Source organism: Bradyrhizobium sp. BR 10261, from assembly GCF_019455395.1.
Classification (GTDB): Bacteria; Pseudomonadota; Alphaproteobacteria; order Rhizobiales; family Xanthobacteraceae; genus Bradyrhizobium; species Bradyrhizobium manausense.
Map to the genome: position 1 here is coordinate 1 of NZ_JACOFQ010000048.1, position 22,179 is coordinate 22,179.

Annotated in this window: 21 protein-coding genes and 1 riboswitch; of the genes, 3 read left to right on the forward strand and 18 right to left on the reverse strand. The window is 64.4% G+C overall.

Going from position 1 to position 22,179, the window contains the following annotated elements; all coding sequences use genetic code 11:
- Positions 1–94: 94 nt before the first annotated feature.
- From HYH07_RS34225 to HYH07_RS34255, 7 genes are all read right to left on the reverse strand, one after another.
- Complete coding sequence (locus HYH07_RS34225) at positions 95–637, reverse strand: mismatch-specific DNA-glycosylase (protein WP_220006596.1); 543 nt, start codon at positions 635–637, stop codon at positions 95–97.
- A 346-nt stretch (positions 638–983) separates the two neighbouring features.
- Positions 984–2,882 carry a phosphomethylpyrimidine synthase ThiC gene (thiC, locus tag HYH07_RS34230; protein ID WP_220006597.1) on the reverse strand — a complete coding sequence of 633 codons (1,899 nt, stop codon included), beginning with the start codon at positions 2,880–2,882 and terminating at the stop codon, positions 984–986.
- Between the two features lie 182 nt (positions 2,883–3,064).
- Positions 3,065–3,691, reverse strand: coding sequence for a thiamine phosphate synthase (locus tag HYH07_RS34235; protein ID WP_220006598.1), 627 nt, complete (start codon positions 3,689–3,691; stop codon positions 3,065–3,067).
- The gene (locus HYH07_RS34240; RefSeq protein WP_220006599.1) at positions 3,678–4,460 is read right to left on the reverse strand and encodes a thiazole synthase; all 783 of its coding nucleotides are present in this window, start codon (positions 4,458–4,460) and stop codon (positions 3,678–3,680) included. Before HYH07_RS34240 ends, HYH07_RS34235 begins: the two co-directional genes overlap by 14 nt.
- Positions 4,461–4,632: 172 nt before the next feature.
- On the reverse strand, positions 4,633–4,830 hold the full coding sequence (gene thiS / locus HYH07_RS34245; protein ID WP_007600772.1) for a sulfur carrier protein ThiS: 198 nt from the start codon (positions 4,828–4,830) through the stop codon (positions 4,633–4,635).
- On the reverse strand, positions 4,821–5,846 hold the full coding sequence (locus HYH07_RS34250) for an FAD-dependent oxidoreductase (protein WP_220006600.1): 1,026 nt from the start codon (positions 5,844–5,846) through the stop codon (positions 4,821–4,823). Before HYH07_RS34250 ends, thiS begins: the two co-directional genes overlap by 10 nt.
- Positions 5,834–5,978: riboswitch (TPP riboswitch) on the reverse strand. Its footprint overlaps the gene before it by 13 nt.
- A gap of 131 nt (positions 5,979–6,109) precedes the next feature.
- Complete coding sequence (locus HYH07_RS34255; protein ID WP_220006601.1) at positions 6,110–6,643, reverse strand: lytic transglycosylase domain-containing protein; 534 nt, start codon at positions 6,641–6,643, stop codon at positions 6,110–6,112.
- Positions 6,644–6,867: 224 nt separating this feature from the next.
- Here HYH07_RS34255 and HYH07_RS34260 point away from each other — a divergent pair, with 224 nt between their 5' ends.
- Complete coding sequence (locus HYH07_RS34260) at positions 6,868–7,062, forward strand: hypothetical protein (RefSeq protein ID WP_220006602.1); 195 nt, start codon at positions 6,868–6,870, stop codon at positions 7,060–7,062.
- A gap of 60 nt (positions 7,063–7,122) precedes the next feature.
- On the opposite strand, the gene HYH07_RS34265 is transcribed toward HYH07_RS34260, so the two are convergent.
- The gene (locus HYH07_RS34265) at positions 7,123–7,329 is read right to left on the reverse strand and encodes a hypothetical protein (protein WP_228749960.1); all 207 of its coding nucleotides are present in this window, start codon (positions 7,327–7,329) and stop codon (positions 7,123–7,125) included.
- 216 nt (positions 7,330–7,545) lie between these two features.
- Here HYH07_RS34265 and HYH07_RS34270 point away from each other — a divergent pair, with 216 nt between their 5' ends.
- Positions 7,546–8,091: a PRC-barrel domain-containing protein gene (locus HYH07_RS34270; protein ID WP_220006603.1), complete on the forward strand. Its 546-nt coding sequence runs from the start codon at positions 7,546–7,548 to the stop codon at positions 8,089–8,091.
- Between the two features lie 79 nt (positions 8,092–8,170).
- On the opposite strand, the gene HYH07_RS34275 is transcribed toward HYH07_RS34270, so the two are convergent.
- The 7 genes from HYH07_RS34275 to gabT form a co-directional block, all read right to left on the reverse strand.
- Entirely contained in the window at positions 8,171–9,385 is a 1,215-nt protein-coding gene (locus HYH07_RS34275; RefSeq protein WP_220006604.1) for an ABC transporter substrate-binding protein, read from the reverse strand.
- 228 nt (positions 9,386–9,613) lie between these two features.
- A complete protein-coding gene (locus tag HYH07_RS34280) occupies positions 9,614–10,441 on the reverse strand; it encodes an ABC transporter permease (RefSeq protein ID WP_057754278.1) in 828 nt (275 codons plus the stop codon).
- Positions 10,438–11,700 (reverse strand): ABC transporter permease, encoded by a 1,263-nt coding sequence (locus HYH07_RS34285; RefSeq protein WP_220006605.1) that lies wholly within the window; start codon positions 11,698–11,700, stop codon positions 10,438–10,440. The genes HYH07_RS34280 and HYH07_RS34285 overlap by 4 nt, the downstream gene beginning before the upstream one ends.
- A 256-nt stretch (positions 11,701–11,956) precedes the next feature.
- Positions 11,957–13,027: an ABC transporter substrate-binding protein gene (locus HYH07_RS34290; protein WP_220006606.1), complete on the reverse strand. Its 1,071-nt coding sequence runs from the start codon at positions 13,025–13,027 to the stop codon at positions 11,957–11,959.
- A gap of 47 nt (positions 13,028–13,074) precedes the next feature.
- Positions 13,075–14,166, reverse strand: a complete 1,092-nt coding sequence (locus tag HYH07_RS34295; protein WP_220006632.1) for an ABC transporter ATP-binding protein — start codon at positions 14,164–14,166, stop codon at positions 13,075–13,077.
- A 320-nt stretch (positions 14,167–14,486) separates the two neighbouring features.
- The gene (locus HYH07_RS34300) at positions 14,487–15,956 is read right to left on the reverse strand and encodes an NAD-dependent succinate-semialdehyde dehydrogenase (RefSeq protein ID WP_220006607.1); all 1,470 of its coding nucleotides are present in this window, start codon (positions 15,954–15,956) and stop codon (positions 14,487–14,489) included.
- Between the two features lie 10 nt (positions 15,957–15,966).
- A complete protein-coding gene (gabT, locus tag HYH07_RS34305; protein WP_220006608.1) occupies positions 15,967–17,250 on the reverse strand; it encodes a 4-aminobutyrate--2-oxoglutarate transaminase in 1,284 nt (427 codons plus the stop codon).
- A gap of 176 nt (positions 17,251–17,426) precedes the next feature.
- Here gabT and HYH07_RS34310 point away from each other — a divergent pair, with 176 nt between their 5' ends.
- The gene (locus HYH07_RS34310) at positions 17,427–18,398 is read left to right on the forward strand and encodes a LysR substrate-binding domain-containing protein (RefSeq protein WP_220006609.1); all 972 of its coding nucleotides are present in this window, start codon (positions 17,427–17,429) and stop codon (positions 18,396–18,398) included.
- A gap of 115 nt (positions 18,399–18,513) precedes the next feature.
- Here HYH07_RS34310 and HYH07_RS34315 read toward each other — a convergent pair whose 3' ends face one another.
- From HYH07_RS34315 to HYH07_RS34325, 3 genes are all read right to left on the reverse strand, one after another.
- The gene (locus HYH07_RS34315; protein ID WP_220006610.1) at positions 18,514–20,076 is read right to left on the reverse strand and encodes a DUF4403 family protein; all 1,563 of its coding nucleotides are present in this window, start codon (positions 20,074–20,076) and stop codon (positions 18,514–18,516) included.
- 140 nt (positions 20,077–20,216) lie between these two features.
- Positions 20,217–20,855: a DUF5074 domain-containing protein gene (locus tag HYH07_RS34320; RefSeq protein ID WP_220006611.1), complete on the reverse strand. Its 639-nt coding sequence runs from the start codon at positions 20,853–20,855 to the stop codon at positions 20,217–20,219.
- A gap of 31 nt (positions 20,856–20,886) precedes the next feature.
- Positions 20,887–22,107 carry a helix-turn-helix domain-containing protein gene (locus HYH07_RS34325; RefSeq protein WP_220006612.1) on the reverse strand — a complete coding sequence of 407 codons (1,221 nt, stop codon included), beginning with the start codon at positions 22,105–22,107 and terminating at the stop codon, positions 20,887–20,889.
- Positions 22,108–22,179: the final 72 nt, after the last annotated feature.

Consider the following 22,179-nt stretch of genomic DNA (forward strand, 5'->3'; position numbering starts at 1 on the left):
GACCGCCTCCCAAGCCAGCCGCGCGACGCGCGCCTTCAAATAGCGCCGTAGCTAGTGCGGCTGGCTTGGGAGGCCTCCGTGCCCGTTACCCCATCTACGAAGCAGAGCCGATCCACCTCGCCAGCTCCTGCCACGGCTCCAGCGTCCAATGCCCCGAGGCAGCACCAGACGGCGATGGCAGCACAAAAATCTCCGGCCAGCTCGCATCGCGCGGCTGCCGCCCCAGCGCAATCGCAGCTGACGGCCGGCCGTAAAACAGGCTCGCCGCCCTCTTGCTCGTGAATGCAATCGTCCGCGGCCGATATTTTTCCATCTTCGCCCTGAAGCCCGGCACGTCGATCATCTCCGCCGCGATCTGGTGATCCATCCCCGCGCCCGACTTGGAGAGATCGGTGAAGCCGATCCCGAGCTCGATCAGCGATGCAAACTCGCCCGGCTGATAGCGCCGCGGCGTGATGCCGGCCTCATGGATCGCACGCCAAAACCGGTTGCCGGGATGGGCGTAGTAGTGCCCGAGCTCGGCCGAGCGCGTCGAGGCGGCGGTGCCGACGAAGACGAGGCGGAGGTTTTCGCGGAGCTGGTCGGGGAGACGGTGGGTTTCAATCAAGTCAATTGTCCGTCGCGTCGTAGCCGGCATGAAGCGAAGCGCAATGCGGGAGCTGGATCGGCGGATAAGGTGGCCCCGGATTGCGCTTCGCTCCCTCCGGGCTACGGATCATCCGATCCTGCGCGCCGCAGGCCGCGGCAGCTCCTTCGCCGATCCCCAGGGTGACGCCGATCCCGAATTCGCAGGCGGTCTCGTAGGGTGGGTCAGCCGCCCGCGAATGCGCTCTCTCCGAGAAAGCTGGCGCAAGGCGTAACCCACCTCGTCTGTAGCTGCGCGAACAGAAGCGGTGGGTTACGCCTTCCGGACTGCGCTTCGCGCATCCGCAAGGCTAACCCACCCTACGAGCTGAATGCTGCTTGATGGAGCGGAGAGCCCCTCACAGCACCCGATTACTCTCCTTCACCTTTTCCGCATCCAGATAAACGCTGCTGCCCATCTCCTTGAACTTCGCGCTCATCCTGGCCATGCCGTCTTCGGCCGTGCCCTGCATCGACATGCCCACGCTGTTCGGATCGTTCAGCGTCGCCGCATAGTCCCGCACGTCCTGGGTGATCTTCATCGAGCAGAATTTTGGGCCGCACATCGAGCAGAAATGGGCGACCTTGTGGGCTTCCTTCGGCAGGGTCTCGTCGTGGAAGCTCTTCGCCGTATCCGGATCGAGGCCGAGGTTGAACTGGTCGGTCCAGCGGAATTCGAACCGCGCACGGGAGAGGGCGTCGTCGCGCAGTTGCGCTGCGGGGTGGCCCTTGGCGAGGTCGGCGGCGTGGGCGGCGATCTTGTAGGTGATGACGCCGGTCTTGACGTCGTTCCGATCCGGCAGGCCGAGATGCTCCTTCGGCGTGACGTAGCAGAGCATGGCGCAGCCGAACCAGCCGATCATGGCCGCGCCAATGCCCGAGGTGATGTGGTCATAGCCCGGCGCGATGTCGGTGGTCAGCGGTCCAAGCGTGTAGAACGGCGCTTCGCCGCACTCCTTGAGCTGCTTGTCCATGTTGATCTTGATCTTGTGCATCGGCACGTGGCCGGGGCCTTCGATCATGACCTGGCAGCCCTTGTCCCACGCGATCTTGGTCAGCTCGCCGAGCGTTTCGAGCTCGGCGAATTGCGCGCGGTCGTTGGCATCGGCGATCGAGCCGGGGCGCAGGCCGTCGCCGAGCGAGAACGAGACGTCATATTTGCGCATGAGATCGCAGATCTCGTCGAAATGGGTGTAGAGGAAGCTTTCCTTGTGATGCGCGAGGCACCACTTCGCCATGATCGAGCCGCCGCGGCTGACAATGCCGGTAACGCGGTTGGCGGTGAGGTGGATGTATTGCAGGCGCACGCCGGCGTGGATGGTGAAATAGTCGACGCCCTGCTCGCATTGCTCGATCAGCGTGTCCTTGTAGAGCTCCCAGGTCAGCTTCACCGGATCGCCGTTGCACTTCTCCAGCGCCTGATAGATGGGAACGGTGCCGATCGGCACCGGCGCGTTGCGCAGGATCCACTCACGCGTGGTGTGGATGTTGCGGCCGGTGGAGAGGTCCATCACGGTGTCGGCACCCCAGCGGATCGCCCACACCATCTTCTCGACCTCCTCCTCAACCGATGAGGTCACCGCCGAGTTGCCGATATTGGCGTTGATCTTGGTGAGGAAGTTGCGGCCGATGATCATCGGCTCGAGCTCGGAGTGGTTGATGTTGGAGGGAATGATGGCGCGGCCGCGCGCGATTTCGCTGCGCACGAACTCCGGGGTGATGAAGGCGGGGACGGAGGCGCCGAAGCTTTCGCCATCGGCGAGGGCGGCTTCGGCGCGCTCGAGCTGTGCCTTTCGGCCGAGATTTTCGCGCGCCGCGACGTAGATCATCTCCTTGGTGATGATGCCGGCGCGGGCAAACTCGAGCTGGGTAATCTTGTGGCCGTCGAGGCCGCGCAAGGGTTTGTGATAGGCCGAGAAGGCGCGCGCGGCCTTGTCGGTGGAGACGCTGCCATTGTCCTCGGGCTTGATCTGCCGGCCCTCATATTCCTCGACGCCGCCTCGCTCCAGCACCCATTGCTTGCGGTTGCGGGGAAGGCCGGCGTTGACGTCGATGGTCACGGACGGATCGGTGTAGGGGCCCGAGGTGTCGTACACCGGCAGGTTCGGCTCGCCGGCGCCTTCGGACAGGATGATCTCGCGCAAGGGCACGCGCAGATCGGGTGCGGCGTCTGGCGAGGCGAAGATCTTTCGCGAGGAGGGCAGCGGGCCGGTGGTGACGGCGGGGACGGTTTTTTCAGGGTTGGAGCGAATGTTCATGGGGTCCTCCGGTTAATTCGTTGATGTCGCTGCGCGAGAGGCAATTACCGCTGTCATCCCCGCGAAAGCGGGGATCCAGTACTCCGCGGCGGTTCGGCTGGAACCGAGAGGCCGCGGAGTACTGGATCGCCCGGTCAAGCCGGGCGATGACAGTGGTGTGTGGGGTAAGAGCGGGACATGCATCATGCCGCCTCCTTCGACTGGCCCAGCCATTGACGCACGCGCGCGTCCGGGTCGGCGTTCTGGGTGACGTCGCTGACGACGGCAATGGAATCCGCACCCGCGGCAAAGATCTCCGCGGCGTGCTCGAACTTGATGCCGCCGATCGCGACCAGCGGGATGGTGCCGATGCGCTTTTTCCATTCCGTGATTTTCGGAATGCCCTGCGGTTCGAAGCGCATCGATTTGAGTGTGGTGAAGAAAATCGGGCCGAGCGCGACGTAGTCGGGTTTTGCCTCGAGCGCGGTCGCGAGCTCGTCGTCGTCATGGGTGGAGATACCGAGCGAGAGGCCCGCTTCGCGGATCGCCTTGAGGTCGGCCTCCGCCAGATCCTCCTGGCCGAGATGCAGATATTTGGCGCCGGCGACGATCGCCGCGCGCCAATAGTCGTTCACGACCAGCTTGGCTTGCGTGCCTTTCGTGATCGCGAGCGCGTCGGTGACGATCTGCAAGGCCTGCGCGTCGTCGAGATTTTTCGCGCGCAGCTGAATGGTGCCGACGCCGAGCCTGGTCAGGCGTTCGACCCAGTCGAGGCTGTCGACGACGGGATAGAAACGATCAGGATACGCGTTGCGATCAGGATACGGCATGCCAGAACGGGGTCCCAACGACAGGGGTGGAAGGAGAGGCGAAGTCGCGGGCGTTCATCAGCCCGGCCTCATAAGCAGTGCGGCCGGCCTCGATGCCGAGGCGGAAGGCGCCCGCCATCGCGATGGGATCGGCGGCCTTGGCGATCGCGGTGTTGAGCAGCACGGCGTCATAGCCGAGCTCGAGCGCTTCAGCCGCATGGCTCGGCGCGCCGATGCCGGCGTCGACCACCAGCGTGATGTCGGGCAGCCGCTCGCGCAGCAGCTTGAGCGCGTCGCGGTTGATGATGCCCTTCGCGCTGCCGATCGGCGCGGCCCAGGGCATCACCACCTTGCACCCCGCTTCGACCAGGCGATTGGCGACCGAGAGATCCTCGGTGCAATAGGGGAACACCTCAAAGCCGTCCTTGATCAGGATGGTGGCGGCTTCGACCAGGCCAACGACGTCGGGCTGCAGCGTGTCGTTGTCGGCGATGACTTCCAGCTTGATCCAGCTGGTGTCGAACAATTCGCGGGCGAGCTTTGCGGTGGTCACGGCCTCGCGCACGGTGCGGCAGCCCGCGGTGTTCGGCAGCACTGATACGTCGAGCTCGCGGATCAGCTTCCAGAATGCATCGCCAGTCTTGCCGCCCGCGGATTCGCGCCGCAGCGACACCGTGACGATGTTGGAGCCGGAGGCGCGGATGGCATCCTGCATGATGGCAGGTGAGGGATAGAGCGCGCTGCCGATGAGGAGGCGGGAGGCGAAGGTCTTGCCGTAGAAGGTCACCATGTCGGTGTCTCCTCAATTGACGCTGTCGGCCCAGATGTAGCTGTCATCCCCGCGAAGGCGGGGATCCAGTATTCCAGAGGCCGTGCCGTGATGCGGAGAAGCCGCGGCGTACTTGATCGCCCGATCAAGTCGGGCGATGACAGCGGAATGTGTGGCGGGCACTTCATCTCCCTCATCCTCCCTGCCGCGGCGTGATGATCTCGATCTCGTCGCCGGCTTTGAGCGCGGTCTCGGCCCAGCGGCTCTTCGGCACCACGTCGTAGTTCAGCGCGATGGCGAAATGGGTGCCCTCATAGTCGAGCTCGGACAGCAGCGCATCGACGCTGGCTGAATTGATCTCGCGCTGTTCGCCGTTGACGATCACGCGCATTGCATCACCTCATTGTCGATTTGGCCGCGCTCGACGAAAGCCAGCGTCAGCTCGGCGAGGGCGGGGGCGATCAGGAAGCCGTGGCGGTAGAGCCCGTTGACGCTGATCTTGCCGCCGTGCACGCCGATGCGCGGTAAATTGTCGGGAAAGGCGGGGCGAAGGCCGGAGCCGAATTCGACGATGCGGGCCTCGCCGAACGCCGGATGCACGGCATAGGCGGCGCCCAAGAGCTCCAGCGCCGAGCGGACGCTGACGCCGGTGTCTTCGGCCTCGATCGAGGTCGCGCCCAGCATGAACAGATTGGCCTCGCGCGGGATGACGTAGAGCGGCCAGCGCGGATGGATCAGCCGCACCGGGCGCGACAGCTGCACCTCGCGGGTCTCGATCAGGATCATCTCGCCCTTGACGCCGCGCAAGCCGGGATGTTCCTCGCGCGCGGCAAGGCCGCGGCAGTCGATCACGAGGCCTTCGGGATCAAGATTTGCGAGCTCGGCGGCCGTGACGTCGCTGCCGAACTTGATGGTGCCGCCGGCGGCGACGATGCGCTCGTGCAGCTTCGGCAGCACGCGGCGTGGCTCGACATGGCCCTCGGTCGGGAAGAACAGCGCCTCGCGAAAACGGCCTTCCAGCGACGGTTCGAGCGCGGCGAGGCCCGCGGCATCGAGCCGGCGATGGCCCTCGGTCATCCGGGCAAAGCGCTCGAAATCGTTGCGCTCGCGCGGATGGGCGACGACCAGCGAGCCGTTGAAGGGGGTGTCGGGCAGCTCGCGGCGCCAGATATCGAGCGAGCGAAGCCCCAGGCGGCTGATGATGGGCTCGGCGACCTCCGCCTCGCAATAGGGCGCAAGCATGCCGCCGGCCCAATGGCTGGTGGCATCGGTCATGTCAGCGTCACTGCGCTCGTGCAGGGTCACGGCGTGGCCGGCTTGCGCGAACAGCAGCGCCTGCCAAGCTCCGGCTATGCCTGCGCCGATGATGGATACCGGGGAATCCGGTCGCTTGGTCGTTTGCAACATCCCTGTCCCTTCGCCGGCATGACCCGGATCAGGTTCAAAGGGTCACCGCGGTCCTGGGCGTGCTTGCCGAAGTGCAGGCTTGCCCATTTAGCGGTATCTCAGCTCCTCCTCGGAGCACCCCTCGGAACGGCTCTAATGTAGGCCAGTGGGGCAGGGTGGTCAACGCTCGCGCTCGTCATGCCCGGGCTCGTCCCGGGCATCCACGTTCTTGGGCGTCGATGCGAAGACGTGGGTGGCCGGGTCAAGCCCGGCCATGACGGCGACTACCGGGCGGGAACCTGCGCCCGCGCGTTGCGGACCTGCTGGGCCAGCTTGCGATGCGGCGCGGGGCCGAACATCGGCTGCGGATTGCCGTTCGGCTCCAGCTGAGGCTCGAAGCTTGCCTCTCGCACCATCTCCTGACGCTGCCGCTTTGCAGCATAGTAATAGCCGCCCGCGAAATAACGCACGGCCCGGTCGTGATCGCCATTGGCGGCGTGATAGGCACCGGCGAGATATTTGACGGCATAGGTGAGATTGGTGTTGGGGTCGCGCAGGCCGCTCGCATCGCCGGTGTAGCCGAGGCCGCGGGCGGTCGCGAGCTTGATCTGCATCAGCCCGATGGTGCCGCCATGGCCGACCAGGCCCGGCTGATAGCGGCTCTCGCGCGTGATGACGCGATGCACCAGCGCCTCCGGCACGCCGTTGGCGCGCGCATGCATCGCGACCATCTCTGCATAGTCGGCCTGGCCTGCGATTGCGGCCTGCGGCAATATCAGCCCGACTGCCGCGAGAACGGCGATGCGCAAAATTTTCATTGAAATGTTCCCCGGCAGAACTGACCTGGACCGTGCGCGTTAGGCCTGCCGAACACGGCGATGATGTGGCGAAACGCCGCCACCGGCGATTTTCGCCGAGCCGTCGTTTTTACGACTCAAACATGGGTTAGGTTCAGAGCCGGCGGAGTGCCTTACGCGACAGCAGGTCTGTCCATTGGTGCATACGCCCAATAACCGCACCACCAGCATTCGGGAGGACGTCCGTGACCCGAGCAGACATCGGCGACATCCCCACGCAGAATCCGTGTGCACAATGCGGGACACCGATCCCGTTCCCGGACTGGATCGAGCCGGGCGAGGGACGCATTTCCTATCTCTGGAAATGCCAGGCTTGTGGCTATCACTTCGAGGCGATCGCGATCTTCGATGAGCCCGTGACCGTCCCGCTCGCGGCCTGAGGCGAAGGCCTTAGGCGGCCAGCCGCGGCTGCCGCCATATCGGCAATTGCATTCGGACGATCAGCCCGTGCGGCTGGCAGTGACAGCTCGCCGCCATGGGCGAGCGCGATCCACAGGCGACGATGTCGTCCTCCGGCATACGTCGATGGCGAGCTTGCTGTCGCCGAACTGGTCGGCGATGAGCTGCTGCGTGCCGGCGATATCGACCTGCATCACCGCTTCTATCCTGCGGTCATTGCGCGGCAGCGACAGCGCGCTCTGCAGCATCGAACGCATCTGCTCGAGGTCGATCAGCGCACGCGAACATGCTTCATCCCAAGGCGCATGATTGTCGGCGAGGAACTGTGCCCCCCGCGCGTTCCAGGAACTTTTCCTCGCGCCGCAGTGCCGCAAAGGCGCGACGAAATTGCCGCACCTTGGGAACTGCAGGTGACCGTCGCTGTTTTCCCCGCACGAGTTTTCTGCTGAAGGAGAGGACAAACCATGTTGATGAAATCGATCGCTGCCGGCCTGGCCGGCACTGCCTTGCTTGCGACCGTTGCGTTTGCGCAGAACCCGGCCGCCACCACCGCCGACAAATCGCCCACCGCTTCGACCGCGACGACGACAACCACGAGCGCGTCGGGCGAATGGCGCGCCTCGAAGATGGCAGGCGTGAAGGTTTATAACGAAGCGAACGAGAACATCGGCTCGATCAACGATCTGCTGATGGACAAGAGCGGCGCCGTGAAAATCGCTGTGATTGGCGTCGGCGGCTTCCTCGGCATGGGCGAGCATCTCGTTGCCGTGCCGTATGAGAAGTTGAAGTTCGTCAATGAGGCCGTGGCCTACACCGGCGCCGGGACGAACCCGGGCGCCAAGCCCGCTGCGACCACGACGACGGGTGCTGCGACCGGCACCGACAGGCCTGCTGCGACCACCACCACCACCACGACGTCGTCGAGCTCGAAGTGGTATCCTGACCACGCCGTGTTCAATGCGACCAAGGACGAACTGAAGAACATGCCCGAGTTCAAGTACTCGGAGTAATGGGCTTTTAAAGGTCTAAACGCGGCGCGCCCGGTTTTCGCCGGGCGCGCCGCCGTGTTTTTTCACGGGGAGAAGATCCTCAATTCCCCTTCACCAGCGGGCAGCCGCCCTTGTCGAGCGGACGGAAGGCTTCGTCGCCGGGTACGGTGGCGATCAGCTTGTAGAGGTCCCATTCGCCTTTGGAATCCTCGGGCTTCTTCACCTCGAACAGATACATGTCGTGGACCATGCGGCCGTCGATGCGGATCTTGCCGTTCTTGGCGAAGAAGTCGTTGATTGGCGTCTTGCGCATCTGCTCCATCACCTTCGGCGCTTCGTCGCTCTTGATGGCCTCGATTGCCTTCAGATAATGCATGGTCGCGGAATAGAGGCCGGCCTGGATCATGGTCGGCATGTGCCCGACCTTGTCGTTGAAGCGCTTGGAGAAGGCGCGCGTCTCGTCGTTCATGTCCCAGTAGAACGCGTCCGTGACGATCAGGCCTTGTGTCGCCTTGATGCCGAGTGAATGCGTGTCGGTGATTTCCTGCAGCAGCGCGATCATCTTCTGGCCGCCCTGGACCAGGCCGAACTCGGCGGCCTGCTTCAGCGCATTGGTGGTGTCGCCGCCGGCATTCGCCAGCGCGACCACCTTGGCCTTCGAGGCCTGGGCCTGGAGCAGGAAGGACGAGAAGTCCGACGAGTTGAGCGGATGGCGGACGTCGCCGACCACCTTGCCGCCGCTCTCCTTGACGACGTTGGCGGCGTCGCGCTCGAGCGCCATGCCGAAGGCGTAGTCGGCGGTGACGAAGAACCAGGTGTCCTCGCCGCGCTTCACCATCGCCTTGCCCGCGACGTTCGACAGCGCGTAGGTGTCGTAGGTCCAGTGCACCGTGTTGGGCGAGCAGGCGGTGCCGGTGATGTCGGACGAGCCGCCGCCGGAATTGATGTTGATCTTGTTCTTCTCGCGCGTCAGCGCCGAGATCGGCAGCGCGACCGAGGAGGTCGGCACGTCCATCACGGCGTCCACCTTCTCGTTGTCGTACCAGTTGCGAGCGATGTTGACGCCGACGTCGGGCTTGTTCTGGTGGTCGGCGGACACGACCTGGATCGGCACGCCCGCGACCTTGCCGCCGTAGTCGGCGACGGCCATCTCGACCGCGGCGAGCGAGCCCTTGCCGGTCGCGTCGGCGTAGAGGCTCGACATGTCCGTGAGCACGCCGAGCTTGACGACGTTGTCGGAAATCTGCGCCTGGGCCGCGCCCGATGTGGCGGCGACAGCGAGGCCGGCTGCGACCGCGGCGATGAGTTTATGCATCTTTTTCTCCCTTAGCGTTGTTGTTTGGGCGTTGTTGCGGGGACTGTTCTAGCGGCTATCGGCGATCGCAGCTAAGCGCTCAGCGCCATAGCAGAATGCAAAATCGGAGGGGACGGGCTCGGTTCCTTCGCCTCTCCCCGCTTGCGGGAAGAGGCCGGAATGCATCGAAGATGCACTATATGCGATTGCCCTGCCGCAAAGGGGGAGCGGGGGAAGATAGACCGCCTCTCAGCCGCCGCCCTTGAGCCGCTCGTTGCGCCGGCGCAGGCCCTCCAGCGTCGCGAGCAGGATCACCGACACCGTCGTCAGGATCACCGCGGCTGCCGTGATAGTCGGGCTGATATTCTCGCGGATGCCGCTGAACATTTCGCGCGGCAAAGTGCGCTGCTCGGGCCCTGCCATGAACAGCACGATCACCACCTCGTCAAAGCTGGTCGCGAAGGCGAACAGTGCACCCGATGCGAGTCCCGGCAGGATCAGCGGCAGGATCACCCGGCGGAACGCCAGAAGCGGCGAGGCGCCGAGCGAGGCGGCGGCGCGGGCAAGGTTGGTGTCGAAGCTTTGCAGCGTCGCGCCGACCGTGATCACCACGAACGGCGTTGCCAGCGCGGTGTGAGCCAGGATCAGGCCGAGATAGCTGCCGGTGAGGCCAATCGGCGCGAAGAAGAAATAGAGACCGACCGCGGTGATGACGCCGGGCACAACCACCGGCGACAGCACGAAGGCCAGCACCAGCGGCTTGAACCGGCTCTTCCACTGCGCCAGTCCAAGGGCTGCCAGCGTGCCAAGAACCATCGACAACAGCGTCGAGGCCACGCCGATGATCATGCTGTTCTTCAGCGAGTTCATCCAGCGCGGTGAGCTGATGAAGTCGTCGTACCAGCGCAAGGAGAGGCCCGGCAGCGGATAAGTGAGATACGAACCCGAGCTGAAGGACAGCGGCATGATCGCCAGGATCGGCGCGATCAGGAAGATGAAGACCAGCGTCGAGATGACGATGGTTGCGGTCCAGGCGATGCGCTGGCTGGGTGTGCGCAAGGAGGAAGCGTCGCTCAATTCTTCATCCCTCCCGTCACCTGCTGGCCCTGCACCAGCTTGCCATACACGAGCGCGAGCAAAACCGTGGCGAGCAGCAGCACCGCGCCCAGCGCCGAGGCCAGGCCCCAATTGGCGGTTTCGGTGGTGTAGAGCGCGATGAAGTAGCTGATCATCTGGTCGGCGGCGCCGCCGACGAGGGCCGGCGTGATGTAGTAGCCGAGCGCCAGGATGAAGACGAGCAGGCTGCCCGCGCCGATGCCGGGCAGGGTTTGCGGCATATAGATCCGCAGGAAAGCGGTGATGGGCGATGCACCGAGCGAGGCGGCGGCACGCATATAGGCCGGCGAGATCGCCTTCATGCTGCTGTACAGCGGCAGGATCATGAACGGCAGCAGCACGTGGGTCATGGCCACGCAGACGCCGAAGCGGTTGTAGATCAGGCGCAGCGGCTCATCGATGATGCCGAGCCAGTGCAGGCTGTCATTGACGACGCCCTTGCTTTGCAACAGCACGATCCAGGCGCAGGTTCGAACGAGAAGCGAGGTCCAGAACGGCAGCAGCACGAAGATCATCAGGAGGTTCGAGCGGCCCGGCGGCAGCGTCGCCAGCAAATAGGCGACCGGAAAGCCGAGGACCAGGCAGAGCACCGTGACACCGAGGCTGATCAGGAAAGTGCGGCCGAAGACATCGCGGTAGATGGCCTGATCCGGCGGAGCCGCGACGATGGCGCCGTCCGCGTTCCTGACAAGGTCGAGCGCTCCCAGCAGGTAGAAGCTGGTGACCGGACCACTGGCGCCCTTGATCGTCGTCCAGGTGGCGCGGTCGCGCCAGGCCGGGTTGATCTTGCCCAGCGTCTCCTTGGCTGTGCCCGGCTCCGGCATCGCTTTCAGATTGCGTGCAGTGCTGGTGAGGATCGTGCGGAAACCGTTTTGGGCATAGTTGAGCCGCTTGGCGGCGATCGCGACGGTGCCAGCGGCGCGCGCCGCCTGAATGTCGCTTGCCAGGGCGGCATAGGCCTTTTCGTCCGGCAGATCCTTGCCGTCCCAACTGGCGAGAGCCGCGACCGTCTGCGGCAGAACCTGGCGCACCTCGTGGTCATCGACCGCGTGCCACAGCATGCCGGCGATGGGCCCGGCGAAGGTGAACAGCAGAAACAGCAGCAACGGCAGAACCAGCGCCAGCGCCTTGATCTGGCGCGCGCGCTCCGCCCGCTTCAGGCGGCGCTTGAGCGACACGCTGGTCTTCACATCGGCGTCGGTGAGGGAGGCGGCTGTCATCGGTTGAGCCTCTTTTTGGAGAGGTCTGAGCAAGCGCCTCGTGCTTCGAGACGACCGCGGAGCCTGTCATCGGCCCGCGCTTTGCGCGGACCCGGTGGCGGTCTCCTCAGGATGAGGCTCCTCGGCATCGGCGCTTGTAAAGTCGCTACCACAAACTCTGACCTCATCCTGAGGGCCCGCCGCAGGCGGGCGTCTCGAAGGATGCGCCGCGGGCAAGCTATCCGACTCGCCCACGGCGCATGCCGGTGCGGCCGCGCTACTTCGCGGCCCATTTGTTGAAGCGCTCGGTCAGCTTGTCGATGTTCTCGAGCCAGAAGGCGACGTTGATCTCGACCGCGTTCTTGATGTTGTCAGGCGCCGTCGGCAGATCCTTCAGGACGGCCGGCGGGATCAGGGCGGCGGCATCCTTGTTCGAGGTGCCGTAGGCAATGTTCTGCGACAGCTTGGACTGGTTCTCCGCCTTGCCGACGAAGTCCAGGAATTTGTAGGCCGCGTCCTTGTTCGGGCTGCCCTTCAGGATGACCCAGCTGTCGAGCGTGAACAGCGCGCCGTCCCACACCATGCCAAAGTTCTTCTTCTCGTTCTTGTTCGCGGTGTCGATGCGGCCGTTGTAGACCGAGGTCATCGCCACCTCGCCGGAGGCGAGCAATTGCGGCGGCTGGGCGCCGGCCTTCCACCAGACGAGGTCGCCCTTGATGGTGTCGAGCTTCTTGAACGCGCGATCGACGCCTTCGTCGGTCGCCAGCACCTTGTAGACGTCCTTCGGCGGGACGCCGTCGGCCATGAGGGCGATCTCGAGCGTGGTCTTCGGGCCCTGGCGCAAGGCGCGCTTGCCGGGGATCTTCTTGGTGTCGAAGAAGTCGGCCCAGCCATTGGGCGCTTCCTTCAGCTTGTCCTTGTCGTAGCCGAGCACGAAATCATAGAGGATGGCGCCGACGCCGCAGGGATTGACCGACGGCTGGATATAGGCGGCCTCGCCGCCGATCTTGGAATAGTCCAGCTTCTCGTAGAGGCCTTCCTCGCAGCCGACCGCGAGCTCGTCGCTCTCGACCTGCACCACATCCCAGGTGGCGGCGCCACCCTGCACCTTGGCGCGCAACACGCCGACGCCGCCGTCCCAGGATTCGTCGTTCATGGCAATGCCTGACGCCTTCTTGAACGGCTCGAAATAGACCTTCTTCTGCGCGTCCTGATAGGCGCCGCCCCACGACACCACCGTGAGGTCACGCGCCTGCGCAACCGTCGCCAGCGCCGCGCTGGCGGTGAACGCCGCGATGAAACCCAGTGCAATCTTGCCACTCATCTTGCTGGTCTTGCGCTTCAGCATGGTCCTTGTCCTTCTTCAGGTCAGTTGGGTTGAGGTTGATCGGTCAATCAAACTGGGTCGAGCGCGAGGCAGTCCTCGGGGCGAAAGCTGATGAAGACGCTTTCACCTGATCTCAGCCTGTCATGCGCGCCCGGCTGGAGCTTGACCATGAACTCTGCATTGCCGGCGACATCGAGCACGGCCAGCGCGTGGTCGCCGAGATAGATGGTGTTCTGCACCTTGGCCGGCAGCCGGTTCGCACCGTCGCTGGAGGCCCCGTCGGCAACAATGGCGACCCGCTCCGGCCGCACCGACAGCGAGGTCGCAGCTCCCGCGCCCGAGATGTTGACCGCACGGGCCATGACGGTGCCGCCGGCGGCAAGCGAGACGCGGCAATAATCCTTGTCTGTTGTCTCGACGGTGCCTGACAGCACGTTGTTCTCGCCGACGAAATTGGCGACGAAGCTGTTCACCGGCCGCTCGTACAGCGCATCGGGCCTGTCGATCTGCTGCACGATGCCGTCGTTGAACACGGCGATGCGGTCCGACATGGTGAGCGCTTCGCTCTGGTCGTGGGTGACGTAGACGACGGTGATGCCCATGGTCTCGTGCAGCTGCTTGATCTCCAGCTGCATCTGCTCGCGCAGGCGCTTGTCGAGCGCGCCCAGCGGCTCGTCCATCAGCACCAGCTGCGGGTTGAACACCAGCGCGCGCGCCAGCGCCACGCGCTGCTGCTGGCCGCCGGAAAGCTGCCCGGGCCGCCGCTGCGCCAGCGTTTCCATCTTGATCATGCGCAGCGCAGCCTTGACGCGCTCCTGCGTTTCCGCCTTGCTCGTCTTGCGCACGGAGAGCGGGAAGGCGACGTTCTCCTCGATCGTCAGGTGCGGAAACAGCGCATAGTTCTGGAACACCATGCCGATGTCGCGCTTGTGCGGCGGCATGTTCTTGATCGGGCGGTCGGCGAGGTAGATCTCGCCCTGGGTCGGCACCTCGAAGCCGGCCAGCATCATCAGCGTGGTGGTCTTGCCCGAGCCCGAGGGGCCGAGCAGCGTGATGAACTCGCCCTTTTTGATGTCGAGATCGAGGTGCTTCACCACGAGGTGCTCGCCATCATAGGTCTTCTGAATGCCGGAAAAGCGCACCAGCGCGGGCATGGCCATGCCGCCTTGAATGGCGTCCTCTCGTGCTGCCGGCATATCCTGAGCGGTCGCCATCATCGATCAGAACTTCCGGAAGGTGCGCGCGTGTCGGCCTTGGTTATCGAAAAGTCGTGGCCGCTCGTCATGACTATCAATGTCTCCGGATACGGTTGTCGAGACGGGAGCGTCGTCCAATTCTGTCTGAGGCAAAGGAGCCTGGACTGGCCGGGAATGCCACTGCCTTGTTTCCGTTCATGGTCACGCAATGGTGGATGTGGGCATGAATTGCACGAGCCAAACGCCTCGACCAAGAGCAACGTAGCCATCGCCCGCCTCGGATTTCAAGCCCGAACTGCAAGACATGCGTATTTCAGTTCAGTAAATTCGAGAATCCCATGGTGCGATCCTTCGCGGGAGTTGCCGCTCTCTTTCACTCCGCCGAAGGGAGCGAGCTCGGTTGAAATCAGGCCCGTGTTGATCCCGACGATTCCGAAGTCGAGTCTCTCGAGGACGCGAAAGATGCGGCTGACGTCGCGGGAGTAGAGGTAGGCGGCGAGCCCCGATGTCGTGCTGTTTGCCGCCGCGACGACCTCGTCCTCGCCCCTGAAGCGAAAGATGGGGGCAATCGGACCGAACGTTTCTTCCTGGCTCAGAAGCATCTCGTCGGTCGCGCCTTGAAGTACGGTCGGCTCAAAAAAAGTGCCACCAAGGGGGTGGCGCTGACCGCCAATGACGATGGAGGCGCCCTTGGACACGGCATCGTCAAGATGCGCCTCGACCTTGGCCAATGCCCGTTCGTTGATGAGAGGCCCCTGCTCGACATTGTCATCGAGTCCATCGCCCACGCGCAGCGTGGCGACCTTGGCAGCCAGTTTCTTCACGTAAGCGTCGTGAACACCATCTTGAACGTAGATCCGGTTGGTGCAGACGCATGTTTGTCCCATGTTTCTGTATTTTGAAACGAGTGTACCTTCGACGGCACCATCAAGATCGGCGTCGTCGAAAACAATGAACGGCGCATTGCCACCGAGTTCAAGAGCAACTCTTTTCACGGTCGCCGCCGCCTGAGCCATCAACACCTTCCCAACAGCCGTGGAGCCCGTAAAACCCACGAGGCGCACCGCCGGATGCGTCGTAAGAACCGAGCCGATCTCCTTGGCATCTCCGGTGATCACATTCAGCGTTCCGGCAGGAAACCCGGCGCGGTGGGCGAGTTCGGCGAGAGCGAGCGCCGTGAGCGGCGTTTCCGGCGCGGGCTTCACCACGGCGGTACAGCCGGCCGCGAGCGCCGGAGCGATCTTGCGAGTGATCATGGCAGCTGGAAAATTCCAGGGCGTGATGGCCGCCACGACTCCAATCGGACGCCGCTGCACTAAAATGCGCGCGTCTGCACGATGCGAGGAAAGGAGCTCCCCAGCAACCCGCTTTGCTTCTTCTGCGTAGAATTCGATGTAGGCCGCCGCGTAGTCGATCTCTCCTCTTGCCTCGGCGAGTGGCTTCCCCTGCTCACTGGTGAGAATGATCGCGAGATCCTCGCGCGCGGCAACTACGAGATCGAACCAGCGGCGAAGGATTGCGCTCCGCTCCTTGCAGGTTCGTGCCGCCCAGGGCCCAAAGGCAGCGGCAGCAGCCTCGACTGCAGTCGTCGTTTCCTGAGCGCCGACACCGGACACAGCTGCAATCACTTGTCCATTCGCAGGATTCTTGACGGTAGTGTTTGCGACACCGACAAATTGACCGTTGATGTAAGCCTGCAACCTCAGAAGCGAACGGTCGGCAAGCCGTTCGACAAGCGGCATCGATTTCAGCATGGGCTTGTACTCAGCGCGCGTTGGCGAGGGCGTTTTGAAGCTTGGCAAGCCCCTCGATCAGGAGGGTGTCCGATATCGTGAGTGGCATCAGCAATCGGATGGTATTGGCATGTGCGCCACAGGCCAGGAGAATCAGCCCCTGCTTCAAGGCCTCCTGAAGCACCCGTTTTGTCCCGTCGGGATCGGGCTCCGCGCCCCCGCCCGACTTCAATACATCAAATGCGACCATCGCTCCTGGGCCGCGAACGAACCCAATTGGAATCGTATCGTTGCGCCGAGCGATGTGCTGAAGCTCGTCCCGCACCAGGGCGCCAAGCCTGTTGGCTCGGTCGAGCAGTTTTTCCTCGGCAATGACATCGAGAACCGCAAGCGCTGCTGCGCACGCTATCGGGTTACCGGCATACGTGCCGCCCAGACCACCGGGCTCTGGCGCCTCCATGATGGCCGATCTCCCGATGACGCCGGAAAGCGGAAATCCGCCGGCGAGGGATTTCGCAATCGTGACGAGATCGGGTTCGATGCCGGAATGCTCGATGCCAAACATCTTTCCGGTGCGCCCGAATCCGGTCTGCACCTCATCGGCGATCAGGACGATACCTTCGGCGTCGCAGATGCGTCGTAACGCGGCAAGCAGTTCGGCCGGAGCCGGGTGAAACCCACCCTCGCCCTGAACCGGCTCGATGATGACCGCCGCAACGTTCGCCGGTTCGACGTCCGCACGAAACAGATGGTCGATCGCGTTCAAAGTGTCGGCGACCGACGTTCCATACTGCGGCACCGGGAAGGGGACGTGCCAGACTCCGGCCGGCATCGGACCGAACTTTTTCTTGTAGGGCGCAATCTTTCCCGTCAGCGCACTCGTCATGAGAGTACGGCCATGAAAACCGCCGGAAAACGCGATCACGTCCGTGCGGCGCGTGTGGGCGCGCGCGATCTTCACGGCGTTCTCGACCGCCTCCGCGCCGGTCGAGAACAAGATGCTCTTGGCATCGCCCTTGAAGGGCGCAAGTTTACTGAGTCGTTCGCACAGGGCCACATAGGGCTCGTATGGGATGACCTGGAACGCGGTATGAGTGTAGGCGGCCAATTGAGCCTGAACCGCCTTCAGAACCGCGGGATGTCTGTGCCCGGTGTTCAGGACTGCTATTCCGCCGGCGAAATCGATAAAGCGATTGCCGTCCGCGTCCCATAGCTGGGAATTGTCCGCGCGAGTGGCAAAAACGGGAAACGCGGAAGCGAGCCCACGTGGAATTGCAGCGGCACGACGGGACTGGAGCAGAGCGTTATCGGACACGAGCTACTTTCCTCCTGAATTCGGAAAAGGCTACCTTCCTTCACGGCGTGGCCGGTATCGTTTTGATTGCGACGCAGTGGTTCATGAGACGCACCACCATTGATTCCGGAGGCGGTGGTGCATTACAGTTTCCACTGAAGAGCAGGGGCGAGACGATGAAGTCACTTACGAGGCCTATGCCGAAAGCCAACGGTGCAGAGGATCTCCCTCTCGAATCGCCCAGAATGCCACCACTGATCATGGTCCGGGCATTCGAGGCGGCGGCGAGAGCCGGAAGCATGCGGAAGGCTGCCGACGATATTGGCGTAAGCCACACCGTCATCAGTCGTCACGTTCGAAACCTAGAGGTTTGGTCTGGTCGAAAGCTGCTCGATACCGGGCCACGGGGTACCCTGCTGACACAGGAAGGCGCGATTTTTTACCGAGCCGTATCCGAGGCATTTCAAATCATCGCCGCTGCGGCGGTCGAGTTGCGCCCCCGCACGCGCAGGGGCATGTTGCGCATCTGGGCAATGCCGGGCCTTGCAACGCGCTGGCTCGCTCCACGCTTGTCTGAGATCGAACGAACGCTGGCTGGTGCAGATATTGTCCTCAGGGCGATCGATCGGTTGCCGGACTTCTCGAAGTCGGAAGCAGACGTGATGATCGGTTTCGGTTCAAAAGCCGACCTGCCCGCGGGCGCAACGTGGCTGATCAGTCCGAGAGCGTTCCCGGTTGCGAGCAAGGTCTGGATCGAGAAAAACGGGCAGCCGGAGAACTTGGCAGAGCTCTCGAGACTCCCGTTGATCCACGAGGAGAGCCGCCAACAGTGGACGAATTGGTTCAAAGGCGCCGGCTACAAGCTAAGAACCGCTCTGAAAGGGCCCCTGCTCTGGGACGCCAACATGGCAATAGACGCCGCCTTGGCGGGCCAAGGCATCGTCTTGGCTTCCCGCCTTACCGTTGCTCGAGAGATCGATGGCGGAAACCTCGTCGAGCTTCTAGGCACCAACGTTAGGCTCAATGGATATTATCTTCACATTAGGCCGGAGCGCTCTCACGCCCCTCTTATAGAGGGGTTTCGTTTATGGCTCGAGGACGGCCTGCGAAAGGAAGAGCAAAGCAGGCAAGATCTCAAGCATGTGTCGGTGCACCACGCACGTTCCTGATCAGTTCGGCGCTGACATCTGCATTCGCAATCCGCGAAGTTCGGGGGGAGGGCTCCGCCTTACGTCATGGCCGATGACGGCCGTCGGGACGCGTGCGGACCCGCCGAGACGCGCGCTACGGCAGCTTCGTCAGCGAGACGTTCAGCGTCCCGCCAGCTTCCGCAACCACGCGCAGCGTCCTGGAATCGAAGGCGATGTCGGTCAGCGTGAGGCTGTCGATCTTGGCGTCGATCCTGAGGCCGTCCTCGCTCTTCTGGTAGTCGGCGATGGCGGCAGCGATCCTCTCGCGCGCATTGGCGGCGATCGGCTTCAGGTCGAGCGTCGCTTTCTGCACCAGCGCCTGCTGCATCTGCGGCACCACCGCGCGAGCGGCGGCGCCGAGCAGGCCGAAGGCGGCCTCGGATTCCACCGCAAGCTGGATGTCGGCAAGCCGCAGCGTCTGCTGCGCCTGGTCGAGCATCGGCCGGCCCCAGATGTGCACGGTCGCCTCGGCACCCAGGCCGAGCCAGCTCTTCTTCTCCTTGGCGCGCACCAGCAGCGAGATCAAAAGGCGATCGCCCGAGGGGATCACGTTGACGCTCTTCACGGTGACCTCGACCGGACCGGAGCCGTCCTCGGGATAGGTGTGGCCGACCATTTGCGCCGCGATCAGCTTGTTGATCTCGGTGAAGGGCACGTCGATGGGAACGCCGATGTTCACGCCGGTGCCGGTCGGCGGCACGATCGAGATCTTGTCGGGGAACGGGCAGTCCGGCTTGGTCTGCGTCGAGGTCACGCGCGTCTCGGCCTCGAGGCCGAGCAGCAGGGTCACGGCCTGCGCGTCGACGCGCGGCTGCGCCGCAATGGCGCGGGTCGGCTTCATCTCGAGCCAGAGCGGCGGCAGTGCCGCCGAGGAGCCGGTGCCCTGCAGCGGGATCGAGCGGCAGGCCTTGGCCCATTGCACCCTGGCATTGTCGCGCAAGGCAGGATCGTTGCGGATGCGCTCGGCGACGACGTTGAGCTGCTCGCCGACGGTCTTGTCGATCAGCGGCTTGACCTGGGCCGGCACGTTGACCCTGGCGCCGGCGACGTTGACGTTGGTGTCGCCGAGATTGACCTGCGCGCCGAGATTGGGCTCGAGGTGCCAGGCGGCCGCGAGCTTGGGGCGCGAGGTGACGACCACGCTGCCCCTGATCTCGGCGCTGGCATTCAAATTCTTGATGTTGACCGCGCCGATCCGTTTCGCCGCGTCGCCGCCGAGCACGCTGCCCAGGGCATCGCCGAGCGCGCCGGTGGCCTTTGCCGACAGCGACCCTGTTACGTTCAGCTTGCCGGTGATCGGTGTCGACAGCGTCAGCACGTCCTTGTCGCCGGTCGCCGACATCGGCCCGCGGGCGGCGGTCCAGCCGATATCGGCGTTCTCCAGGATCTGCGAGATCGGGTTCTCGGCCTTGCCGGCGAAATTGCGCGGCGAGGCCTTCTCGGCCTGGTCGCGGATCGCCGACAGCGCGATCGCGACGGGTGCCACCACGATCGAGCTCTTCGCGGCCGGCGGCAGCGGCGGCAATTGTGCGATCGGCGGCGCCGAATTGACCGCGCGCGGCGAAACCCAGTCCATCGCCTTCAGGCTGATGAAAAACGACGCCGCCAGCACCGCAACAGCGATCAGCACGGTCTTCAAATTCAACGTCAGACGCATCAATCCCCCAGGCCGCCCAACGGGGATTTTACAGGGCGGGCGAGGAGGGCGCTAGAGCGCACCGGTGGGGTGGAATTGCGGCAAACGGGCTAACGGAGGCGGCGGCGTTGCTCGCTTTGTCGTCCGCTAGCTGCGCTCCTTTAGCTGCGCCGGGGGCGCCGCACCGCTCTCACCTTGCCGCTGTCGCCGCCGCCGCAGAACAGCTGGTCGCCGCCGTCGGATTCCAGCCCCGAGACCATCGTCCCCTCCGGCATATCGAGCTGCTCGAGCACCTTGCCGGTGTCAGGATCGATCCGCCTGAGGTCGCTGTCATCGCCTTCCCAGGTGCCATGCCAGAGCTCGCCATCGACCCAGGTCACGCCGGTGACGAAGCGCTTGCTCTCGATGGTGCGGAGGATCTTGCCCGTTTCAGGATCGACCTGATGGATCTTGCGCTCGCGATATTGCCCGACCCAGAGCGAGCCTTCAGCCCAGGCCAGCCCGGAATCGCCGCCAGCGCCCGGTGCGGGAATCGTGCTGACGATCGCGCCGCTCGCCGCGTCGATCTTCTGGATGCGATCCTCCGCGATCTGGAACAGGTGACGGCCATCGAACGCCGTGCCCGCATGTGCGGCGACATCGATCGAGCGCGAGATCTTGCCGTTCGCGGGATCGAGGGCGTTCACCTTGTCGCCGGACGCGAACCAGACCTGGCTGCCGTCATAGGTGACGCCATGCACGGACTTGACGTCCGGAAAGGGTCCATACTCGCGGATGATCTCGGCGGGTGATCGTTTCATGGTGTGGTCCCTGTGCGGCGATCAATGAATCCTACGCTTTCAAGAGCGGCGAGGGGAGTAACAAGCCTGTCGGGAAACCCGGGACCGGCGGGGTCATCCAGCGCCGCGCCCTGCCATGGCCGAACGACTGCACCTTGTTCGATCGCGCCAGCTCCTCGAGCGCCCGCTGCACGGTGCGTGCGCTCATGCCGAGCGCGAGCGCGAGCGCCGAGCTCGACCATGGCTCGCCATCGGCAAGAATGGCAAGGACGGCGGCGTGCTTCTCCTCGACCGGGCGCGCCAGCACGATGACGTCGCGGGTTTTCCGCGGCGCCAGCTCGAAGCCCTGTCTGGTGGCGCTGATCTCGGCCAGCGGCTTGAGCTGGGTGCGGAGCCGCCCGATCTCGACGCGCAAGCGCACGCGGTGCGACTCGTCGGCGTGCCTCGCCTGGAACGCGCCTGAGATCAGCGCCTCGCGCGAGACATCTTCGGGCCATGCCTGCGCCAGCAGACGGGCGAGCGCGAACAGTACGGGCCGCGTTCCCAACGGCACGGCAATGCCCTGCCTGCGCACGACATGATGAAAGGTGTCGACGACGAGCGCGGTCGAGGTCGCGAGGCGCTCGACCTCGCCGAGCAGCAGCGGGTGCTCGCGGCCGCGTGCGATCAGGCGCGCGGCCGGCGTCTTCAGAATGAGGCTTGCGCTGTCGACCTCGGCCACCAGCGCCGGGATGTTGGCCTGTCGCGCGGCGCAGGCCGCCAGGTCAAGCGCCGCGCGCGCCTCGTTTGATTTGAGCCGCCTGATGGCGATGCCGGCGACCACGAGCTCGCGCACGACCTGGGACGCAGGCGGCAGCGGGCAGGCGCGGATCTCGGCCAGCGTCCGCTCGGCCTCATCGATCCTCCCGAGCAGGAGCAGGCGACGCGCCTCGATATGGCCGGCATGGGCGGCATTGGCGAGATCGCCGTGGCTTGCCAGCGTCGCCCGCGCCGCTGCGAGCGCCTTCGCGGGCCAGTTCAGGTCGCGCGAGACCAGCGCGATCTCGGCCTCCGCGACCAGGCATCTGGCCCGCGCGACCGCCTCTCGCGGCCCGAAGGCGCGGGCGGCGCTCCGCAGCAGCGCCTTGGCCTTGGCGAGATCGCCGAGCTGCGCCATCGCGATGCCGCGCAGCGCCAGCGAGGGCGCATCATTGCGCAGTGCGACGCGGTTCAGCGCGCCGAGCGGATCGCCGGCCTCCAGCGCACGTGCGGCGGCGGTGATCAGCGACTCCATGAAAATCCCGCCACACTTGTTACTCCCACCGTGCGCTCGTCCGGTGCGAGAACTCTCCCACGGCCGACGATG